Origin of the sequence: Streptomyces sp. NPDC051909, from assembly GCF_040681095.1 — a bacterium.
Lineage (GTDB): Bacteria > Actinomycetota > Actinomycetes > Streptomycetales > Streptomycetaceae > Streptomyces.
Genome location: NZ_JBFAYA010000019.1, coordinates 13808 through 30605, shown reverse-complemented (window position 1 = coordinate 30605; position 16798 = coordinate 13808). Strand labels below are relative to the sequence as shown.

At 72.9% G+C, this 16798-nt stretch carries 19 protein-coding genes; 15 read left to right on the top strand and 4 right to left on the bottom strand.

Annotation, left to right across the window (positions count from 1 at the left end):
• The first annotated feature begins 25 nt into the window (after positions 1 to 25).
• The 5 genes from AB0M18_RS26930 (at position 26) to AB0M18_RS26910 (ending at position 4935) form a co-directional block, all read left to right on the top strand.
• Entirely contained in the window at positions 26 to 1000 is a 975-nt protein-coding gene (locus AB0M18_RS26930; protein ID WP_365762351.1) for an alpha/beta hydrolase, read from the top strand.
• Between the two features lie 15 nt (positions 1001 to 1015).
• Positions 1016 to 2254 carry a winged helix DNA-binding domain-containing protein gene (locus AB0M18_RS26925; RefSeq protein WP_365762349.1) on the top strand — a complete coding sequence of 413 codons (1239 nt, stop codon included), beginning with the start codon at positions 1016 to 1018 and terminating at the stop codon, positions 2252 to 2254.
• A complete protein-coding gene (locus AB0M18_RS26920) occupies positions 2251 to 3141 on the top strand; it encodes an ATP-grasp domain-containing protein (protein WP_365762347.1) in 891 nt (296 codons plus the stop codon). Before AB0M18_RS26925 ends, AB0M18_RS26920 begins: the two co-directional genes overlap by 4 nt.
• An 88-nt stretch (positions 3142 to 3229) precedes the next feature.
• A complete protein-coding gene (locus AB0M18_RS26915) occupies positions 3230 to 3661 on the top strand; it encodes a YciI family protein (RefSeq protein ID WP_365762345.1) in 432 nt (143 codons plus the stop codon).
• 80 nt (positions 3662 to 3741) lie between these two features.
• On the top strand, positions 3742 to 4935 hold the full coding sequence (locus AB0M18_RS26910) for a sigma-70 family RNA polymerase sigma factor (protein ID WP_365762487.1): 1194 nt from the start codon (positions 3742 to 3744) through the stop codon (positions 4933 to 4935).
• 28 nt (positions 4936 to 4963) lie between these two features.
• Here the strand turns inward: AB0M18_RS26910 and AB0M18_RS26905 are convergent, their stop codons facing one another.
• Complete coding sequence (locus AB0M18_RS26905; RefSeq protein ID WP_365762343.1) at positions 4964 to 5587, bottom strand: rhodanese-like domain-containing protein; 624 nt, start codon at positions 5585 to 5587, stop codon at positions 4964 to 4966.
• A gap of 81 nt (positions 5588 to 5668) precedes the next feature.
• Between AB0M18_RS26905 and AB0M18_RS26900 the strand changes: the two genes are divergently transcribed.
• Positions 5669 to 5956: a metal-sensitive transcriptional regulator gene (locus tag AB0M18_RS26900; RefSeq protein ID WP_365762341.1), complete on the top strand. Its 288-nt coding sequence runs from the start codon at positions 5669 to 5671 to the stop codon at positions 5954 to 5956.
• A 133-nt stretch (positions 5957 to 6089) separates the two neighbouring features.
• Here AB0M18_RS26900 and AB0M18_RS26895 read toward each other — a convergent pair whose 3' ends face one another.
• Positions 6090 to 6836, bottom strand: a complete 747-nt coding sequence (locus tag AB0M18_RS26895; protein WP_365762339.1) for a sulfite exporter TauE/SafE family protein — start codon at positions 6834 to 6836, stop codon at positions 6090 to 6092.
• 296 nt (positions 6837 to 7132) lie between these two features.
• Here AB0M18_RS26895 and AB0M18_RS26890 point away from each other — a divergent pair, with 296 nt between their 5' ends.
• The 5 genes from AB0M18_RS26890 to AB0M18_RS26870 all read left to right on the top strand — a co-directional run bounded on the left by AB0M18_RS26890 (position 7133) and on the right by AB0M18_RS26870 (position 12048).
• Positions 7133 to 7894 carry a TetR/AcrR family transcriptional regulator gene (locus AB0M18_RS26890; protein WP_365762337.1) on the top strand — a complete coding sequence of 254 codons (762 nt, stop codon included), beginning with the start codon at positions 7133 to 7135 and terminating at the stop codon, positions 7892 to 7894.
• Between the two features lie 44 nt (positions 7895 to 7938).
• A complete protein-coding gene (locus AB0M18_RS26885; protein ID WP_365762335.1) occupies positions 7939 to 8565 on the top strand; it encodes an alpha/beta hydrolase in 627 nt (208 codons plus the stop codon).
• Between the two features lie 10 nt (positions 8566 to 8575).
• Entirely contained in the window at positions 8576 to 9664 is a 1089-nt protein-coding gene (pip, locus tag AB0M18_RS26880; RefSeq protein ID WP_365762333.1) for a prolyl aminopeptidase, read from the top strand.
• Positions 9665 to 9753: 89 nt separating this feature from the next.
• A complete protein-coding gene (locus AB0M18_RS26875; protein ID WP_365762485.1) occupies positions 9754 to 10356 on the top strand; it encodes an HhH-GPD-type base excision DNA repair protein in 603 nt (200 codons plus the stop codon).
• Positions 10357 to 10482: 126 nt separating this feature from the next.
• Positions 10483 to 12048 carry a M28 family metallopeptidase gene (locus AB0M18_RS26870; RefSeq protein ID WP_365762331.1) on the top strand — a complete coding sequence of 522 codons (1566 nt, stop codon included), beginning with the start codon at positions 10483 to 10485 and terminating at the stop codon, positions 12046 to 12048.
• Between the two features lie 6 nt (positions 12049 to 12054).
• Here the strand turns inward: AB0M18_RS26870 and AB0M18_RS26865 are convergent, their stop codons facing one another.
• Complete coding sequence (locus tag AB0M18_RS26865; RefSeq protein WP_365762329.1) at positions 12055 to 13686, bottom strand: helicase HerA-like domain-containing protein; 1632 nt, start codon at positions 13684 to 13686, stop codon at positions 12055 to 12057.
• Positions 13687 to 13773: 87 nt separating this feature from the next.
• On the opposite strand from AB0M18_RS26865, the gene AB0M18_RS26860 reads away from it, so the two are divergent.
• Positions 13774 to 14070, top strand: a complete 297-nt coding sequence (locus tag AB0M18_RS26860; RefSeq protein WP_009067182.1) for a type II toxin-antitoxin system VapB family antitoxin — start codon at positions 13774 to 13776, stop codon at positions 14068 to 14070.
• 170 nt (positions 14071 to 14240) lie between these two features.
• Complete coding sequence (locus AB0M18_RS26855) at positions 14241 to 14882, top strand: LytR C-terminal domain-containing protein (protein ID WP_365762326.1); 642 nt, start codon at positions 14241 to 14243, stop codon at positions 14880 to 14882.
• A gap of 33 nt (positions 14883 to 14915) precedes the next feature.
• Here the strand turns inward: AB0M18_RS26855 and upp are convergent, their stop codons facing one another.
• Positions 14916 to 15551, bottom strand: coding sequence for a uracil phosphoribosyltransferase (gene upp / locus AB0M18_RS26850; protein ID WP_073811943.1), 636 nt, complete (start codon positions 15549 to 15551; stop codon positions 14916 to 14918).
• 107 nt (positions 15552 to 15658) lie between these two features.
• Between upp and AB0M18_RS26845 the strand changes: the two genes are divergently transcribed.
• Positions 15659 to 15901, top strand: a complete 243-nt coding sequence (locus AB0M18_RS26845; protein ID WP_365762324.1) for a hypothetical protein — start codon at positions 15659 to 15661, stop codon at positions 15899 to 15901.
• 270 nt (positions 15902 to 16171) lie between these two features.
• Complete coding sequence (locus AB0M18_RS26840; protein WP_365762322.1) at positions 16172 to 16702, top strand: hypothetical protein; 531 nt, start codon at positions 16172 to 16174, stop codon at positions 16700 to 16702.
• Positions 16703 to 16798: the final 96 nt, after the last annotated feature.

Sequence of the window (16798 nt, the reverse complement as noted above, 5' to 3'; positions counted from 1 at the left end):
CCAGCGACGCACCGAGGAGCCGACCATGACCATGACCACTGCCGCCACGACGGCAACCACGACGGCAACCGCAACCGCCCCCACCACCGCACCCGGCACCACCGAGCACACGCCCGTCACGGCCCGGACCGTCACCATCGGCGGCGCCCGCGTCCACTACGACATCGCCGGCACCGGATCCCCCGACGCGTTGCCTGACGGATTCCCTGACGGATCCCCTGACGGTTCTCCTGACGGTTCTCCTGACGAATCTCCCACCGAACCCCCTCTTCTCCTCGTGCACGGCACCGGTTCCGGCGGCGCCGTCATCAACTGGGGGCAGACCGCACCCCGGTTCACCGACTCCCGCACGGTCATCACGCCCGACCTCTCCGGCGCCGACCGGACCGTCGACGACGGCGCGCCGCTCACCGTCGAAGCGCTCGCCGCGCAGGTCGTCGCCGTGATCGAGGACGCCGGGCTCGGGCCCGTGGACCTGCTGGGCTTCTCGATGGGCGCCCCGGTCTCGGCGGCGGTCGCCGCGCTGCGGCCCGAACTGGTAAGGCGGCTGATCCTGGTCGCCGGCTGGGAACACACCGAGGGCGACGAGTACCTGCGGAACAACTTCACGCTCTGGCAGCGGCTCGGCGAGAACGACCCGGCGGCCTTCGGCCGGTTCGTGACGATGACCGGCTTCAGCCGGGGCTTCCTCAACGGCATCGGCCGCGAGGGGGTCGAGGCGCTGATCCCCAACATGCCGCCGACGCCCGGCACCCTGCGCCATGTCGCCGTCGACCTGGCCGTGGACATACGAGCGCTGCTGCCCCGGATCGCGGCGCCGACCCTCGTCATCGGCGCCACGCAGGACGCGACCGTGCCGGTGGAGCACAGCCGGCGGCTGGCGGCGGCGATCGACGGCAGCAGGTACGCGGAGATCGACGCCGGGCACGTGGCCTTCTTCGAGAAGGAGGACGAGTTCGTGGCGACGGTGGCGGATTTCCTCGCCGGTCGCGCCGCATGAGGTCATCCTGTGCCCATGGGTGAGACGACGAGGAGAACGATCGGTGCGGAGGAGCGCCGGACGCGGCTCGCGGTGCGGCACCGGCTGGCCGGGGCGGCCCGGGCGGGGACGGCGGAGGAGGTCGCCGGTTCGCTGGTGGCGCTGCACGCGACGGACCCGGCGACGGTGTTCCTGGCGGTGGGCGCAAGGCTCGCGGCCGGGCACGGCGGGGGCCCGGACCCGGTGGCGGAGGTGGAGCGGGCGCTGTACGGGGAGCGGACACTGACTCGGATGCACGGCATGCGTCACACCGTCTTCGTCGTGCCGTCCTCGCTCGCGGCCGTCGTCCACTCCTCCACCGCCGACGCCGCCTCGGTCCGCGAACGCACCACGCTCGTCAAGCACTTGGCCGCAGGCAGCGCCTACGACGCGGCCTGGCTCGCCGAGACCGAGCGGCAGGTCCTGGCCGAGCTGGCGGCGCGCGGCGAGGCGACGGGCACGGAACTCGGCGCGGCCGTACCGCGCTTGCGGGCGCAGTACGTGTACGGGGTGGGCACCAACCAGGAGGGGCCGCAGTCGGTCGCGAGCCGGGTGCTGCGGGTGCTCGGGATGGAGGGAAGGATCGTCCGGGGCCGGCCGCAGGGCGGCTGGACGTCGAGCCGCTTCCGCTGGGCGCCGGCCCCGCCGTACGCCGAGATCGCGCCGGGCGAGGCGCAGACGGAGCTCGTACGGCACTGGCTGGCCGCGTACGGTCCGGCGACCGAGGCGGACCTGAAGTGGTGGACGGGCTGGAAGGTCACGGACGTACGGCGGGCACTGACCGCTCTCGGAGCGGAACGCGTCGCGCTGGACGAGGGCGCCGGAACCGGAACCGGTACCGGCTTCGTCCTGCCGGGCGACCTCGGTCCCGTGACGCCGCCGGACGAGCCGTGGGCGGCGCTGCTGCCGGCGCTCGATCCGACGGCGATGGGCTGGCAGTCCCGCGACTGGTACCTGGACCCGGCGCACCGCGCCGCGCTCTTCGACCGGAGCGGGAACATCGGCCCGACGGTCTGGTGGAACGGGCGGATCGTGGGCGGCTGGGCCCAGCGCGCCGACGGCGAGATCGTGTGGCGGCTGCTCACGGACGCGGACACGAACACGAACACGGACCTGGGGAAGGATGCCGTACGAGCGGTGGAAGCCGAGGCGGCACGGCTGGCGGCCTGGGTCGGCGAGGTCCGGATCACGCCCCGCTTCCGTACCCCTCTCGAAAGGGAACTGGCCTCCGCATGACCGAGACCGAGACCACCACCGACACCGCGACCCACACCGACACTCACACTCACACCCACACCGACCCCACCTCCCACACCGACCTCCTCCTCATATCCGCACAGCGCACCTCCACCGCGCTCCTCCTCACCGAGGCCGCCCGGCGGCGCGGTATGGCGACCCGGGTGCTCGACCGGCGTCGGCCGGCGGACGCCGTCGTGCGCCCGGGCGAGGCCGTGCACTGGCACGGCGGGCCGCGGCTCGCCGACGAGGTCGCCCCGGCGCTCGGGCTCGGGCTGCTGGAGCCGTCGGACGGCTGGCTGGCGGAACTTCCGGAGGAGTTCACGCGGCGCCGGATCACGTTGGAGCTGTTCTCCTCCGTCTACCGGGAGGTGTTCCAGCCGGTGTTCCTGAAGCCGCCGTCGGACAAGTCCTTCGCTCCGGGGGTGTACTGCGACGACCCCGACCGCAGCCTGTCCGACCTCGCGCGCACCGTGCCGCCGCACACGCCGGTCCTCGTCTCGGAGCCGGTGACGTTCACGGCCGAGTACCGCCTGTTCGTTCTCGACGCGCGGGTCGTGACGGGCAGCCGTTACGCCGTGTACGGGCGCCTCGACCCGGGCCCGCTCACGCCGGACGCGCGGCGCTTCGGGGAGGAGCTGCTGGCGGCGGTGGGCGAGACGTTGCCGAGCGGGGTGGTCGTGGACGTGGGCACCGTGGAGGCCGGGCATCAGGGCGCCGGCGGGTGGGCGGTGGTGGAGGCGAACATGGCGTGGTTCGCCCAGTGCTATGCGGCGGATCCGGACGCCGTGCTCGATGTCGTCCTGCGGGCGGCGGGGCCGCGCGGGCGGGTGGCGGAGCGGGACCGCTCGTTCCTCCGGGTGACATCGCGAACGGCATCGGGCTGAGTGGCGTACGGGTGTCGAGAAACGCGGCCCGGCTCCGACGTCCCCTGTGAAAGAACCACAGCACATCCCTCCGGACGAGGAGAACGTCATGAAGTACCTGGTGATGGTGCAGGGCTCGCAGGCCGACTACGACGCGATGAACGGGAAGGCCTCGCCGCAGAGCCCGGCGTGGAGCGAGCAGGAGCTGCGGGCGATGTTCGCCTACATGAACTCGATCAACGACGACCTGGCGGAGAGCGGCGAGTGGGTCGACGGGCAGGGGCTCGTCGAGCCGGCCAGGACCCGGTTCGTGACCGCCGACGCCGAGGGGCGGCCGGTCGTGACCGACGGGCCGTACGGGGAGACGAAGGAGGTGCTCGCGGGCTACTGGGTCGTGGACTGCGCGAGCCTGGAGCGGGTCACGGAGATCGCGGCGCGGGTGGCGCAGTGTCCGCAGCCGGCCGGGGCGCCGGAGTACCCGGTGGTGATCCGGCCCATCGACGAGGCGGGCGGCAGCGACATCGGCGCGGGCGCGGTGTGACGCCCGGCCCTGCCGAGTCCCGCGAGTCCGTCGGGTCCGGCGAGTCCGCCCCGTCGGCCCAGCCCCAGCCCGTCGAGGACCTGTTGCGGCTGCACGCGCCGCAGGTCCTCGGCGCGCTCGTACGCCGGTACGGGCACTTCGACACCGCCGAGGACGCGGTGCAGGAGGCGCTGCTCGCGGCGGCCGCGCAGTGGCCCGAGGACGGGGTGCCGGGCAATCCGCGCGGGTGGCTGATCCGAGTCGCGGCGCGCCGGCTGACGGACGCGCTGCGTGCGGAGGAGGCGCGGGCCCGGCGGGAGAAGACGGCGCTGCGGCTCGCGCCGCGCGAGGTGCGGGCGGCGCCGGCGGACGACGACACGCTGACGCTGCTGTTCCTGTGCTGCGACCCGGTGCTGCCGCCGGCCGGGCGGATCGCGCTGACGCTGCGAGCGGTGGGCGGTCTGACGACGGCGGAGATCGCCCGCGCCTTCCTCGTGCCGGAAGCGACGGTGGCGCAGCGGATCAGCCGGGCGAAGGCGAAGCTGCGAGCGGCGGGGGCGGACCATCCGTTCCATCCGCCCGGTCCGGCGGACCGGGACGCGCGGCTCGCGTCCGTGCTCCAGGTCCTCTACCTGATCTTCAACGAGGGCTACACCGCCACCTCCGGCCCCGCCCTGCACCGCGCCGGCCTGGCCCGGGAGGCGATCCGGCTGACCAGGGCGGCCCGCCGGCTGCTGCCGCGCGACGGCGCGGTGACCGGGCTGCTCGCCCTGATGCTGCTCACGGAGGCACGCAGCGCGGCCCGCACCGGGCCGGACGGCGAGCTGGTCCCGCTGGACGAGCAGGACCGTACGCGCTGGGACCGGGCGGCGATCGCCGAGGGCACCGCGCTGGTCGAGGAGGCCCTGGCGGAGGGCCCGCCGGGCCCGTACCAGCTCCAGGCCGCGATCGCCGCCCTCCACGACGAGGCCCCGGGCCCGGACACCACGGACTGGCCGCAGATCCTCGCCCTCTACGACGTCCTCCTGACGAAGGCCCCGGACCCGATGGCGGAGCTGGGCCGGGTGGTCGCCCTCGCGATGGTCGAGGGCCCGGAGGCGGGCCTGACCGCCCTGGGGGCCCTGGAACCCCGCTTCCCCGAGTCCCACCGCCTCCCCGCCGTCCGCGCCCACCTCCTCGAACGCACCGGCGCCCACCGCGCCGCCGCCGACGCCTACCGCGCCGCCGCCCGCACCACCCAGAGCCTCCCGGAACGCCGCTACCTCCAGACCCGCGCGGCCCGCCTCGATCCGTGACGCCCATCCGCCACCGAACCGACCCGTCTCACCCCTGCCGGAGCTGCGCCAGGGTCGTGTCCAGGTCCACGGCGCAGCTGGTGGTGCGGTTGTGGGGGAGCTTGGCGAGGAGGGCGGCCATGCCGCAGGTGTTGGTGAGGGCCGAGAAGACCAGGCCGCCCGCGATCGCCGCCGAGAGGAGCTGGAAGGCGGGGTGGATCAGGAGGCCGAGGAGGAGACCCAGGAGGACCAGGGTGCCGGCGGTGAGGCGGACCTGACGGTCCATGGCCCAGGGGGTACGGGTCGGGGCGCCGCCGGCCGGGTGGGCGAGGGCGTGGCCGCGGGCGGCCCAGCCGGAGGTGCCGCCGGTCAGGTTGATGACCGGGATGCCGTGGGCGGCGAGGCGGTCGCAGGCGGTACGGGAGCGGTTGCCCGACTGGCAGACGATGACGAGCTCGCGGCGGGCCGCGGCCTCCTTGAGGGCGGGGACGGCCCGGTCGAGCCGGTCGAGCGGCACGTTCAGGGCGCCGGGCACATGGCCGCCCGCGTACTCGCCGGGGGTGCGGACGTCGACGACGGTCAGCTCGGCGAGCCGGGCGTGGGTCTGGTCGGCGTCGAGGGAGGCGGAAGAGGGAGAGGGAGAGGGAGAGGCGGTGGGGGTGGGGGTGGGCATGGCAGGTGTCATCCTTGGTTTTCGACGGGACCCCGTGGTGGGGAGTAAATTACCCCCTGGGGTATCTGCTGAGGAGTGGTTGTGGAACTGGATCTCGCGGGCGCCGAACTGAAGGCCGTGCTGAACCGGCTGCGCCGGGCGCAGGGACAGATCTCCGGAGTGATCCGGATGATCGAGGAAGGCCGCGACTGCGAGGAGGTCGTGACCCAGCTGGCGGCCGCGTCCCGGGCGCTCGACCGGGCCGGGTTCGCGATCATCGCGACCGGACTCCAGCAGTGCCTGACGGACATGGAGAAGGGGCGCAGGGACGGCGAGGACCCCGAGCAGATGCGGGCCCGCCTGGAGAAGCTCTTCCTCTCCCTGGCCTGAACCGAAGAACCCGACCCGAAGGGCCTGACCCGGCCCGATCCGGCCCGGCCCGACGAACCCCCGGCCCGGCCCGGACCGAAGAGCCTGACCGGGCCCGGCCCGAAGAGCCTGACCCGGTCCGACGGACCTGGCCCTACACCGCCAGGTCCACCAGCATCAGGGCCGCGACCAGCAGCAGCACCGCCCCGAAGACCCGGCGCAGCGTGTCCGCCGGGATGCGGGAGGCGAGCCGCCGGCCGTCCCAGGCCGCCAGGACCGCCGCGCCCGTGAACGGGGCGACGACCGCCCAGTCCACCGGCACCGAGCCGCCCGCGCGGGCCAGCAGCGCGACCAGCGCGTTGACCGCGACGACCAGCAGGCTGGTCCCGACCGCCGGACGCATCCGCAGGCCGACGACCTGCACCAGCGCCGGTACGGTCAGGAAGCCGCCGCCCACGCCGAGCACCCCGGTGACGGCGCCGAGCCCGGCGCCCGCACCCGCGACGGCCGGGCCCGAGCGGCGTACGGCCGGTTCCTCGGCCGGGGCCCGGCGGACCATCCGTACCGCCGCGAGCCCCGCCACCGCGGCGAAACCGAGGGTGAGCAGCCCGTCCGGCAGCCGCGCGGACAGCAGGCCGCCCAGCGCCGCCGGCACCAGGCCGGCCGCGGCGAACAGCGCTCCCGTACGCCAGCGGACCTGGCCGTCGCGGGCGTGCACGTACAGCGCGGTGGCGGCCGTGCCGAGCACGATCAGCAGGCTCGCGGTCGCCGCGGCGGCCGGACTGAAGCCGAGCAGATAGATCAGGGCCGGTACGGCGAGGACGCTTCCGCCGCCGCCCAGCGCCCCGAGCGCGAGCCCGACGACGGCCCCGGCGGCCAGCGCCGCCAGAGCGGTCAACATCGTTCGGCGACGGAGCGGCTGACGACCGGAGGGTCGATCACGAACACGCCGTACTCCTTCCAGGACCGTCCAGACCGTCCAGAACTTCCAGACCGTCCAGAACTTCCAGCACCCCAGGACACTTACCCCCTGGGGTATACAGGCGACCATAACAGAAGTACCCCCAGGGGTATCCACCAGTCCAACGGGTCGCACGCTAAGCGGACACCTATCCGCTTCATCGCCGCGCCAGGTATGCTCGAAGTCAAGGACGGACGCGAGGGGGACGCGCAGGCACAGCACGCAGGGAGCGGCGGATGACCATGACGAGACTGCAGCCCGAGGACGCCGGTGCCGGGCCCACCCGCGCTCCCACCCCCGCTCCCGCCACTGCCGCCCCCGCCGCCCGCGCCGGCGCACACCCGTCCCCGGCGCAGCCCACGTCCCTGCTCAACCTGCTGCCGAGCATCGGCGGGCCCGCGCCCGAGCGGGCCGACGCCGCCCGCAACCGGCGCAAGATCCTCGACGCCGCCGCCCGGATCGTCGCCGAGCAGGGCCCCGAGGCCGTCACCATGAACCAGGTCGCCCACGCCAGCGGCATCGGCGTCGGCACCGTCTACCGGCGCTTCGGGGACGTCTCCCAGCTCCTGTGGGCACTGCTCGACGACCGCGAGCGGCAGTTCCAGGAGGCGTATCTGAGCGGCCCGCCGCCGCTCGGCCCCGGCGCACCCGCCGCCGAACGCCTCGACGCCTTCCTCGACGCCCTGGTCGACCGCGTGGTCGAACAGCGCGCGATCCTGCTCGCCGCCCAGAGCGCCGCCCCCGTCGCCCGCTACACCAGCGGCGCCTACCTCGCGATGCACACCCACGTCGCCCTGCTGGTGTCCCAGGCCCGCCCCGACACCAACGCCGCCCTCCTCGCGCACCTCCTCCTCGCGCCCTTCTCGCCGAGCCTGATGCACCATCTGTCCGAGGAGCAGCGACTCTCGACCGCCGAACTGAAGGCGGGAGTACGGCAGTTGCTCAGCTTCCGGGAGCACGCGGAGCACACCCCCTCCACTCCCCCGTCCAGCCCCTGAAACACACTGGACCGCGGCCCGCCGCCACCCCCACGATCTGAGCCATGAACGCCTACCTCGTCCTCCACGGCTTCCAGAACCACCGTCCGCCCGGCCACTGGCAGCACTGGCTGGCCGGCGCGCTGGCCGAGCGCGGGCACGAGGTGCGCTATCCGCAGCTGCCCGAGCCCGACGCGCCCCGCCTCGCGGACTGGCTGACGGCCCTTGAGGAGCACGGGAAGCGGCCCGCCGGAATCCAGGCCGAGGGCAAGGGCGAGGGCAAGGGCAAGGGCGAGTTCGTCGTGCTCGCGCACAGCCTCGGCGTCCTGCTGTGGCTGCGCGCCGTCGCCGCCGGCCGGGCGCCCGAGGCCGACCGGGTGCTGCTCGTCGCACCGCCGTCGCCGCAGGTCACCGCCTCGATCCCGGAGATCGCCGAGTTCGCGGACGGCCTCGACCTCGACGCCGTACGCACCCTCCTGACGGCATCGGGGACACCGACCCGGCTCGTGTACGGGGACGGCGACCCGTACTGCGCCGAGGGCGCCGACCTCCCCTACGGGATTCCGCTCGGGCTCGACCTCGACCACGTACCGGGCGGCGGGCACCTCAATCCCGACCACGGGTACGGCGCGTGGCCGGATGTCCTCGCCTGGTGCGAAAACCCGGCGGTGCGGCTCGGGGGCACCCGGTAGCGTCGGCCGGATGGCCACCGCACCGGAATCCACCCCCGCACCGGAATACGCCCGCGCACCGGAATCCACTCCCGCACCGGAATCCGCCCCCGCACCGGAATCCACTCCCACGCCCGAACCCCGCCCCCTCTTCCCCGAGCTCGCGCCGTACGACTCCGGCCTGCTCGACGTCGGCGACGGCAACCGCGTCTTCTGGTCCGTCGCCGGCAACCCCGCCGGGAAGCCCGCGCTGGTCGTGCACGGCGGCCCCGGCTCCGGCTCCTCGCCGAACGCGCGCCGGGTCTTCGACCCGGCCGTCTACCGGATCGTGCAGTTCGACCAGCGCGGCTGCGGCCGCTCCACCCCGCACGCGAGCGATCCGGCCGCCGACCTCGCCACGAACACCACCGCCCACCTGGTCGCCGACATGGAGCGGCTGCGCGAGCACCTCGGTATCGACCGCTGGCTGCTCTACGGCGGCTCCTGGGGCTCGACCCTGATCCTGGCCTACGCCGAGGCCCACCCGGCCCGGGTCGGCGAGATCGTCCTCGCGAGCGTGACCACCACCCGCCGCTCCGAGACCGCCTGGCTGTACGGCGGGGTCGGCCGCTACTTCCCCGAGGCCCACGACCGCTTCCGGGCCGCCGTCGGCGCGCCCGACGGCACCGCGACCCCCGACCTCCTCGCCGCCTACGCGGCCCGGATGAGCGACCCCGACCCCGCCGTACGGGAGCGGGCGGCGAACGACTGGTGCACCTGGGAGGACGCCGTCCTGTCCATGGAGGGCCAGGGCACCCCGTACGCCGACCGGCCCGACGCCGCCCGGCTCGCCATGGTCCGGATCTGCGCGCACTATTTCTCGCAGGGCGCCTTCCTGGAGGAGGGCGCGCTGATCCGCGACGCGCACCGGCTCGCCGGCATCCCCGGGGTCCTCGTGCACGGCCGGCTCGACATGGGCGGGCCGCTGATCACCGCGTGGGAGCTGGTCAAGGGATGGCCGGACGCCGAGCTGTACGTGGTGGAGAGCGCCGGGCACCTGGGCGGCGCCGAGACGCGCGAACGGGTGATGACCGCCCTCGAACGCTTCGCGAAGGACGGGAAGGGTGAGCCGGAAGGGTGAGCCGGAAGGGTGAGCCGACAGGGTGAGCCGACAGGGTGAGCCACCGGGCGGGCGCGGCCGGCCCGCCGGATCATCGAAACATGAGCCCTGTGACTCCCGTGATCCACCTCGCCCAGCAGCCGGACGCCGACGAGCTCCTCGGCCGCTCCCCGCTCGCCGCGCTGGTCGGCATGCTCCTCGACCAGCAGGTGCCGATGGAGTGGGCGTTCTCGGGCCCGTACACGATCGCCACCCGCATGGGCCACGACGACCTGGACGCGCACGAGATCGCCGCCCGGGAGCCGGAGGCCTTCGCCGCCCTGCTCTCCGAGAAACCGGCCGTGCACCGCTACCCCGGGTCCATGGCCAAGCGGATCCAGCAGCTGTGCCGCTTCCTCGTCGACGAGTACGACGGCGACGCGGAGGCCGTCTGGCGTGACGCGGCGAGCGGCAAGGAACTGCTCGCCCGTCTGGAGGCGCTGCCCGGCTTCGGCAGGCAGAAGGCGCAGATCTTCCTGGCGCTGCTCGGCAAGCAGTACGGGGTCGGGCCGAAGGGCTGGCGGGAGGCGGCGGGCCCGTACGGCGAGAAGGACTGCTATCGCTCGGCCGCCGACATCACCGGCCCGGACTCCCTGGCGAAGGTGCGCGCCCACAAGCAGGAGATGAAGGCCGCCGCCAAGGCGGCGAAATCGTCTCCACCCAAAGGGAATTGAGAATTCCCCATGTCAATCCTGTGCTGCCTGACAGGAATTGCGTGCGAGGTGTTCACAGAGTCCCCCGGCGATCGCTAACTTCCCCTCAACCTCGTACGCACCTCGTACGCACCGGGAAGGACTTCTGTGAACGCATCCCAGCGCAGAGCGGCCGCCGTTCTGGCCGTCGCAGCACTCGCCACCCCGCTGATGCTCGCCGCGCCCGCCACCGCCACCCCCGAACCCGGGGCCGCGGAGGCCCGCGACGCCGCCAGGCTCGCGAGGAAGCTGGTCCGCGAGACGTCCGCCCAGGACGCCTACAAGCACCTGCAGAAGTTCCAGGCGATAGCCGACTCGGCCGAAGGCAACCGCGCGGCCGGCACCCTCGGCCACGACGCCTCCGCCGCGTATGTGTACGCGCAGCTCAAGAAGGCCGGCTACGCCGTCACGTACCAGAAGTTCGACTTCGTCTACATCAAGACGCTCGCCGAGAAGGCCGCCGTCGTCTCCCCCGCCGCGCGCGACCTGCCGATCCGGGCGATGTCGTACACGAAGTCGACCCCGGTCGGCGGCATCAAGGCCGACCTGGCAGCCGCCCCGGTCGACGCGGACGGCACCAACGGCTGCGAGCCGGGCGACTTCGCCGCCGGCGCGTTCACCGGCAAGATCGCCCTGATCAAGCGCGGCGGCTGCACCTTCGCCGTCAAGCAGCAGAACGCCGCCGCGGCCGGCGCCGTCGGCGCGATCGTCTACAACAACGTCGAGGGCGTCCTCTCCGGCACCCTCGGCGACGTCGCCTCCGGCAGGATCCCGACCGGCGGCATCACCCAGGCGGAGGGCGAGAAGCTCGCCGCCGACCTCGCCAAGGGCCCGGTGAACCTCTCCTTCGAGATCCGCCAGTTCCAGGAGGAGCGGTCCACCAACAACGTCATCGCGGAGACCAAGGGCGGCAACGCCGCCAACACCGTGATGCTCGGCGCCCACCTCGACTCCGTCACCGCCGGCCCCGGCATCAACGACAACGGCTCCGGCTCCGCCGGCCTCCTCCAGACCGCCCTGGAACTCGCCAAGGCCCAGGGCAAGGACAAGGACAAGGTCCGCAACAAGGTGCGCTTCGCCTGGTGGTCCGCCGAGGAGGTCGGCCTGCTCGGCTCCGACCACTACGTCACCAACCTGAGCGCCCTCGGCAGGAAGGAGATCAAGCTCTACCTCAACTTCGACATGATCGCCTCGCCGAACTACGGACTCTTCGTCTACGACGGCGACAACTCCGACGGCGTCGGCGCGGGCGCCGGCCCCGAGGGCTCCGCCCAGCTGGAGCGCGACATCACGAACTTCATGGACAGGAACGGCACCCCGCACGAGGGCACCGACTTCACCGGCCGCTCCGACTACGGGCCGTTCATCGAGGCCGGCATCCCCTCCGGCGGCACCTTCACCGGCGCCGAGGGCGTCAAGACCGCGGGCCAGGCCGAGAAGTTCGGCGGCGAGGCGGGGGTCGCGTACGACGTGAACTACCACGCCGCGGGCGACGACATCACGAACATCGACATGACCGCCTTCGACATCAACATCGACGTCATCGCCAACGCCGTGGGCACCTACGCCCACGACATCAGCTCCCTCAAGAAGCCCGTCGTCTCCGTTCCGACGACCGGTGACGCGGGCAGCGGCGGCGGTCTGCACGGCGACCACGACGAGGTCACGGAGTAGTCGACGTCAGCGCCTGCGTCGCGCGGTACCGAAGATCGAGCGGCTGATCTCCCGGCCCAGCTGGGTGCCGACCGACCGCGCGAGTGACTTGAACAGGCCACTCCCGACCACCTGTTGAGCGAGCGAGGGCTCCTCCTTCTGCCGCGGAGCCCTCGCGGTCTCCTTCTCCGCCGCGGCCTGCTCCGCCGCCCGCAGCGCCTCCGCCTCCGCCGCCTGCTGCTCGGCCGTCAGCTTCTCGTACGCCGACTCGCGGTCCACGGCCTCCGCGTACCGCCCGTACAGCGGCGAGCCCTTCACCGCCGCCTCAAGCTCGGGCGCCGGGACCGGCCCCATCAGCGACTGCGGGGCGCGCAGCCGGGTCGCCGCCACCGGGGTCGGGGCACCCTTCTCGCTGAGCACGGTGATCACCGCCTCGCCCGTACCGAGCCCGGTGAGCACCTCCTCCAGGTCGTACGCCGAGTTCGGGAAGGTCCGTACGGTCGCCTTCAGCGCCTTGGCGTCGTCCGGGGTGAAGGCGCGCAGCGCGTGCTGCACCCGGTTGCCGAGCTGCGCGAGGACGTCACCCGGCACGTCCTTCGGGGTCTGCGTCACGAAGAACACCCCGACGCCCTTGGAACGGATCAGCCGCACGGTCTGCGTGATCGACTCCAGGAACGCCTTCGACGCCCCGTTGAACAGCAGGTGCGCCTCGTCGAAGAAGAAGACCAGCTTGGGCTTGTCGAGGTCGCCGACCTCCGGCAGGTCCCCGTACAGATCGGCGAGCAGCCACATCAGGAAGGTCGAGAACAGCTGCGGCTTGTCCTGTACGGCGGGCAGTTCGAGTACGGAGACGATGCCGCGCCCGTCCTCCGGAGCCGTGCGCAGGAACTCGCTCGTGTCGAACTCCGGCTCCCCGAAGAACGCGCCCGCGCCCTGCTGCTCGAAGGCGGTGATCGCGCGCAGGATCACCCCGGCGGTCACCGTCGACAGACCGCCGATCCCCTTCAGTTCCGCCTTGCCGGTGTCGGAGACCAGGAAGGCGACGACCGCCCGCAGGTCCTTGAGGTCGACCAGCTCCAGGCCCTTGCCGTCGGCGTAGTGGAAGATCAGCCCGAGGGACTGCTCCTGGGTCTGGTTGAGCTGGAGCACCTTCGACAGGAGCAGGGGTCCGAAGCTGGTCACGGTGGCCCGGATCGGGATGCCGGTGCTGGTGCCGGTGCCAGTGCCGGTGCCGGGGACAGAGCCGGTGCCGGGGACAGAGCCAGAGCCGGAGCCGGTGCCGGGGCCGCCGAGGGCGTAGAACTCGCAGGGGAAGCCGGTCGCCTGCCACTCCTGGCCGACCTGCCCCGCCCGCTCGCGCACCTTCTCGCCGTCCGCGCCGGGCGCGGCGATCCCGGAGACGTCGCCCTTGATGTCGGCGAGGAAGACGGGCACGCCGTTCGCGGACAGCTGCTCGGCGATCAGCTGGAGCGTCTTGGTCTTGCCGGTGCCGGTCGCGCCGGCCACCAGACCGTGCCGGTTGAGCATCGGGAGCGGGATGCGGACCTGAGCGTCCGGATGACACGTACCGTCCCAGAGCAGCGCGCCCAGATCGAGGGCGGGGCCGTCGAAGGCGTACCCGGCGGCGATGTCCGCCCAGGGCTGCTCACGCTCGCTCATCTTGTGCCCCTTCGTCCCGGTTTGCCCCAGCATCGCACCGGGTCCGCGTGGCTGCGCCGGGAGCCGCTTGCCCGGTAGGCTTTCCGTGTGATCTTCAAGCGCATCGGAAACGGCCGGCCGTATCCCGACCACGGCCGGGAAAGCACCCGGCAGTGGGCGGACGTGGCACCGCGCCCGGTCCGCCTCGACCAGCTGGTGACCACCAAGGGCCAGCTGGACCTGGAGACGCTGCTCGCCGAGGACTCGACGTTCTACGGCGACCTCTTCGCGCATGTCGTGAAGTGGCGGGGCGATCTCTACCTGGAGGACGGACTGCACCGCGCGGTCCGGGCCGCGCTCCAGCAGCGGCAGGTCCTGCACGCGCGCGTGCTCGAAATGGACTGAGCCGCGCCCGCCTCGCACCTTCGGACGGCCTCGGACGGCCTCGGGCGGCCTCCGGACCGCCTCGGACGGCCCTTTCCGGGTGATCCTTTCGGGGCCTCTTCGCGCCCATCCGGACGCGATCACATGATCATCCAGTAGGCATCCTCCACGGGCGGCATTACGCTGCGTTCATGAGCATGCTCACTCCCCCCGGAATGGGCGGAAAGTACCGCATCACGGGGGATGTCTACCCCCGCATGCGCCGCCCCCACCGCCGGCGCAGGATCATCCTCGGGGCCGCGGCCGCCGTGGTCGTGCTCGGCGCGGCCGGCTGGGGGACGCTGCAGCTCGTCGACGTCTTCTCCGGCGGCGACGAGAAGACCACCACCACCGCCGCCGGCAAACAGGCCGACTGCAAGGCCGCGCCCAAGCCCACGCCGAGCGCGCAGACCGCCGGCGCCCCGCTGCCCAAGCCCGCCCAGATCACGGTCAACGTCTACAACGCGACCCCGCGCGCCGGGCTCGCCAAGTCGACCGCGGACGAGCTGAAGAAGCGCGGCTTCGTCATCGGCAAGGTGGGCAACGCGCCGGTCGCCTACGACAAGAAGGTCCCCGGCTCCGGGCTGCTGCTCGGCTCCCCCGGAGCCGCCAAGGGCGCCTTCTCCGTGGTCGGCACACAGCTGAAGGGCGCCACGACGAAGGTCGACGCCCGCACCACGGCGGACGTCGACCTGATCATCGGCACGGCCTTCAAGACGCTCGACCCGAAGGCGGCGGCGGACGCGGCGCTCGTGGCGCTCAACAAGCCGAAGCCGGTGCCGGGCCGCTGCTGAGAGCCCTTACGGGTACGGACCCGGGTCCGGGAACTACTCGGCGGAGCCGTACATGCGGTCACCCGCGTCGCCGAGGCCCGGCACGATGTAGCCGTGCTCGTTGAGCCGCTCGTCGACCGAGGCGGTCACGACGGTCACCGGCGTGCCCGCCAGCTCGCGCTCCATGACCTCGACGCCCTCCGGGGCGGCGAGCAGCACGACCGCCGTCACGTCGTCGGCGCCGCGCTTGATCAGCTCCTGGATGGCCGCGACGAGCGTGCCGCCGGTCGCGAGCATCGGGTCGAGGACGTACACCTGGCGGCCGGACAGGTCCTCCGGCATCCGCGTCGCGTACGTCGACGCCTCCAGCGTCTCCTCGTTGCGGATCATGCCCAGGAAGCCGACCTCGGCGGTGGGCAGCAGCCGCACCATGCCGTCGAGCATGCCCAGACCGGCCCGCAGGATCGGGACCACCAGCGGCCGCGGGTACGACAGCTTCACGCCGGTCGTCGGCGTCACAGGGGTCTCGATGTCGACCTGCTCGGTCCGCACGTCCCTGGTCGCCTCGTAGGCGAGCAGGGTGACCAACTCGTCGGCGAGCCGGCGGAAGGTGGCGGAGTCCGTGCGCTTGTCGCGCAGGGTGGTGAGCTTGTGGGCGACCAGCGGGTGATCGACGACGTGGAGACGCATGCCCCAACAGTAGCCGGGACCCGGCCGAGGACTGGCGTCAACCCGTGCGGGAGGGGGAAGGTGGGGGCTACAGGGACCCGTGTCACGCGGTGGTGGGTGGTGTGTCCATGCCCGACAGACGAGACGGACCAGCCGGACGAGCCGGACGAGCCGGACGAGCCGGGCCGGACGGACGAGCCGGACCGGATGAACCGGACAGGCCGGAGACGGACGCGGAGCGCCGCAGGCGCCGCGCGCAGTTCCTGCGCGAGCTGAACGAGGCGAAGGCGCTGCGCGACCGCGTGCAGCCGCGGCGCGCCCGGGCGGCGCGCATGCGGCAGGCGATGCGGATGCGCACCTTCCGGTGGTGAGAGCCCTGACCGAGCCGCAACCGGGCCGTCCGTACACCCAGGTGGTGGCCGTACGGCGACGGCGCGGTGGCCCCCGGGCGGCGATCACCGTGCGCCCCCTCCGTGCGCCGGGGTCGCACGCCCGCCCGATCCGGGCGTCGTTCAGACTGATGCACGACGCAAGAGCCGAAGACCTCTCCTGACGGCGAGGTTTCTGTCACGATGCCGATTGGGCGGGGCATCAGGAGCGCGCCGCCGGATCATCACACCTCTGATCAGTGGGAGAGTCAGGTGTACTTCGCCGCACTGCTCGCGCGCACCGAAGACGGGTGGGAAGCGAGCGATATCGAGCTCGACAACGTGGAGACGCTGGCGGACCTGGCCGATCTGGCCCGTGAGTCCGCCGCCGACGACGGGGAAACGGTGATCGTCTTCATCGAGCAGGAGGACGCGTGGTTCGGCGTCGTCCGCGTCGACGGCGAGGACGACCCCCGGGTCTTCGTCTCGAACGCGGCCGCCGCGGCCCGCTCCTCCTACGGGGAGATCCTCACCTCGGAACTCCTCGGCGACGACGACCGGGACGGCGCGCTCGACGAACTCACCGACCTGGACGGCACCGAGGACGGCGAGCCGGAGCACGAGGACGAGGACGACGACGCGGCGGCCACCGCCGGCATCGCCCCGGCCGGGCCGCTCGGCGAGGGCCTGATCCTGGCCGACCTCGGCATGACCGAGCGCGACCTGATCGACCTGACCGAGGACGCCCTCGGCGAGATCGCCGACGCCATCGGCGCCTCGGACATCCTGGAGGCCGTGCGCTAGTGGCGTTCGCAGTACAAGGCCCCGGCGCAGGCCCCGGCGTGGACGCGGGCGCGGGCGCGGATCCCGGCGGGGACTCGGATCGCGTGAAGGCCTCGG

Bases quoted from the DNA above. Each gene is read 5' to 3' on its own strand.
- AB0M18_RS26930 (WP_365762351.1), top strand. From the start codon at position 26: ATGACCATGACCACTGCCGCCACGACGGCAACCACGACGGCAACCGCA.
- AB0M18_RS26925 (WP_365762349.1), top strand. From the start codon at position 1,016: ATGGGTGAGACGACGAGGAGAACGATCGGTGCGGAGGAGCGCCGGACG.
- AB0M18_RS26920 (WP_365762347.1), top strand. From the start codon at position 2,251: ATGACCGAGACCGAGACCACCACCGACACCGCGACCCACACCGACACT.
- AB0M18_RS26915 (WP_365762345.1), top strand. From the start codon at position 3,230: ATGAAGTACCTGGTGATGGTGCAGGGCTCGCAGGCCGACTACGACGCG.
- AB0M18_RS26905 (WP_365762343.1), bottom strand. From the start codon at position 5,587: ATGCCCACCCCCACCCCCACCGCCTCTCCCTCTCCCTCTCCCTCTTCC.
- AB0M18_RS26895 (WP_365762339.1), bottom strand. From the start codon at position 6,836: ATGTTGACCGCTCTGGCGGCGCTGGCCGCCGGGGCCGTCGTCGGGCTC.
- AB0M18_RS26890 (WP_365762337.1), top strand. From the start codon at position 7,133: ATGACCATGACGAGACTGCAGCCCGAGGACGCCGGTGCCGGGCCCACC.
- AB0M18_RS26885 (WP_365762335.1), top strand. From the start codon at position 7,939: ATGAACGCCTACCTCGTCCTCCACGGCTTCCAGAACCACCGTCCGCCC.
- pip (WP_365762333.1), top strand. From the start codon at position 8,576: ATGGCCACCGCACCGGAATCCACCCCCGCACCGGAATACGCCCGCGCA.
- AB0M18_RS26865 (WP_365762329.1), bottom strand. From the start codon at position 13,686: ATGAGCGAGCGTGAGCAGCCCTGGGCGGACATCGCCGCCGGGTACGCC.
- AB0M18_RS26855 (WP_365762326.1), top strand. From the start codon at position 14,241: ATGAGCATGCTCACTCCCCCCGGAATGGGCGGAAAGTACCGCATCACG.
- upp (WP_073811943.1), bottom strand. From the start codon at position 15,551: ATGCGTCTCCACGTCGTCGATCACCCGCTGGTCGCCCACAAGCTCACC.
- AB0M18_RS26845 (WP_365762324.1), top strand. From the start codon at position 15,659: ATGCCCGACAGACGAGACGGACCAGCCGGACGAGCCGGACGAGCCGGA.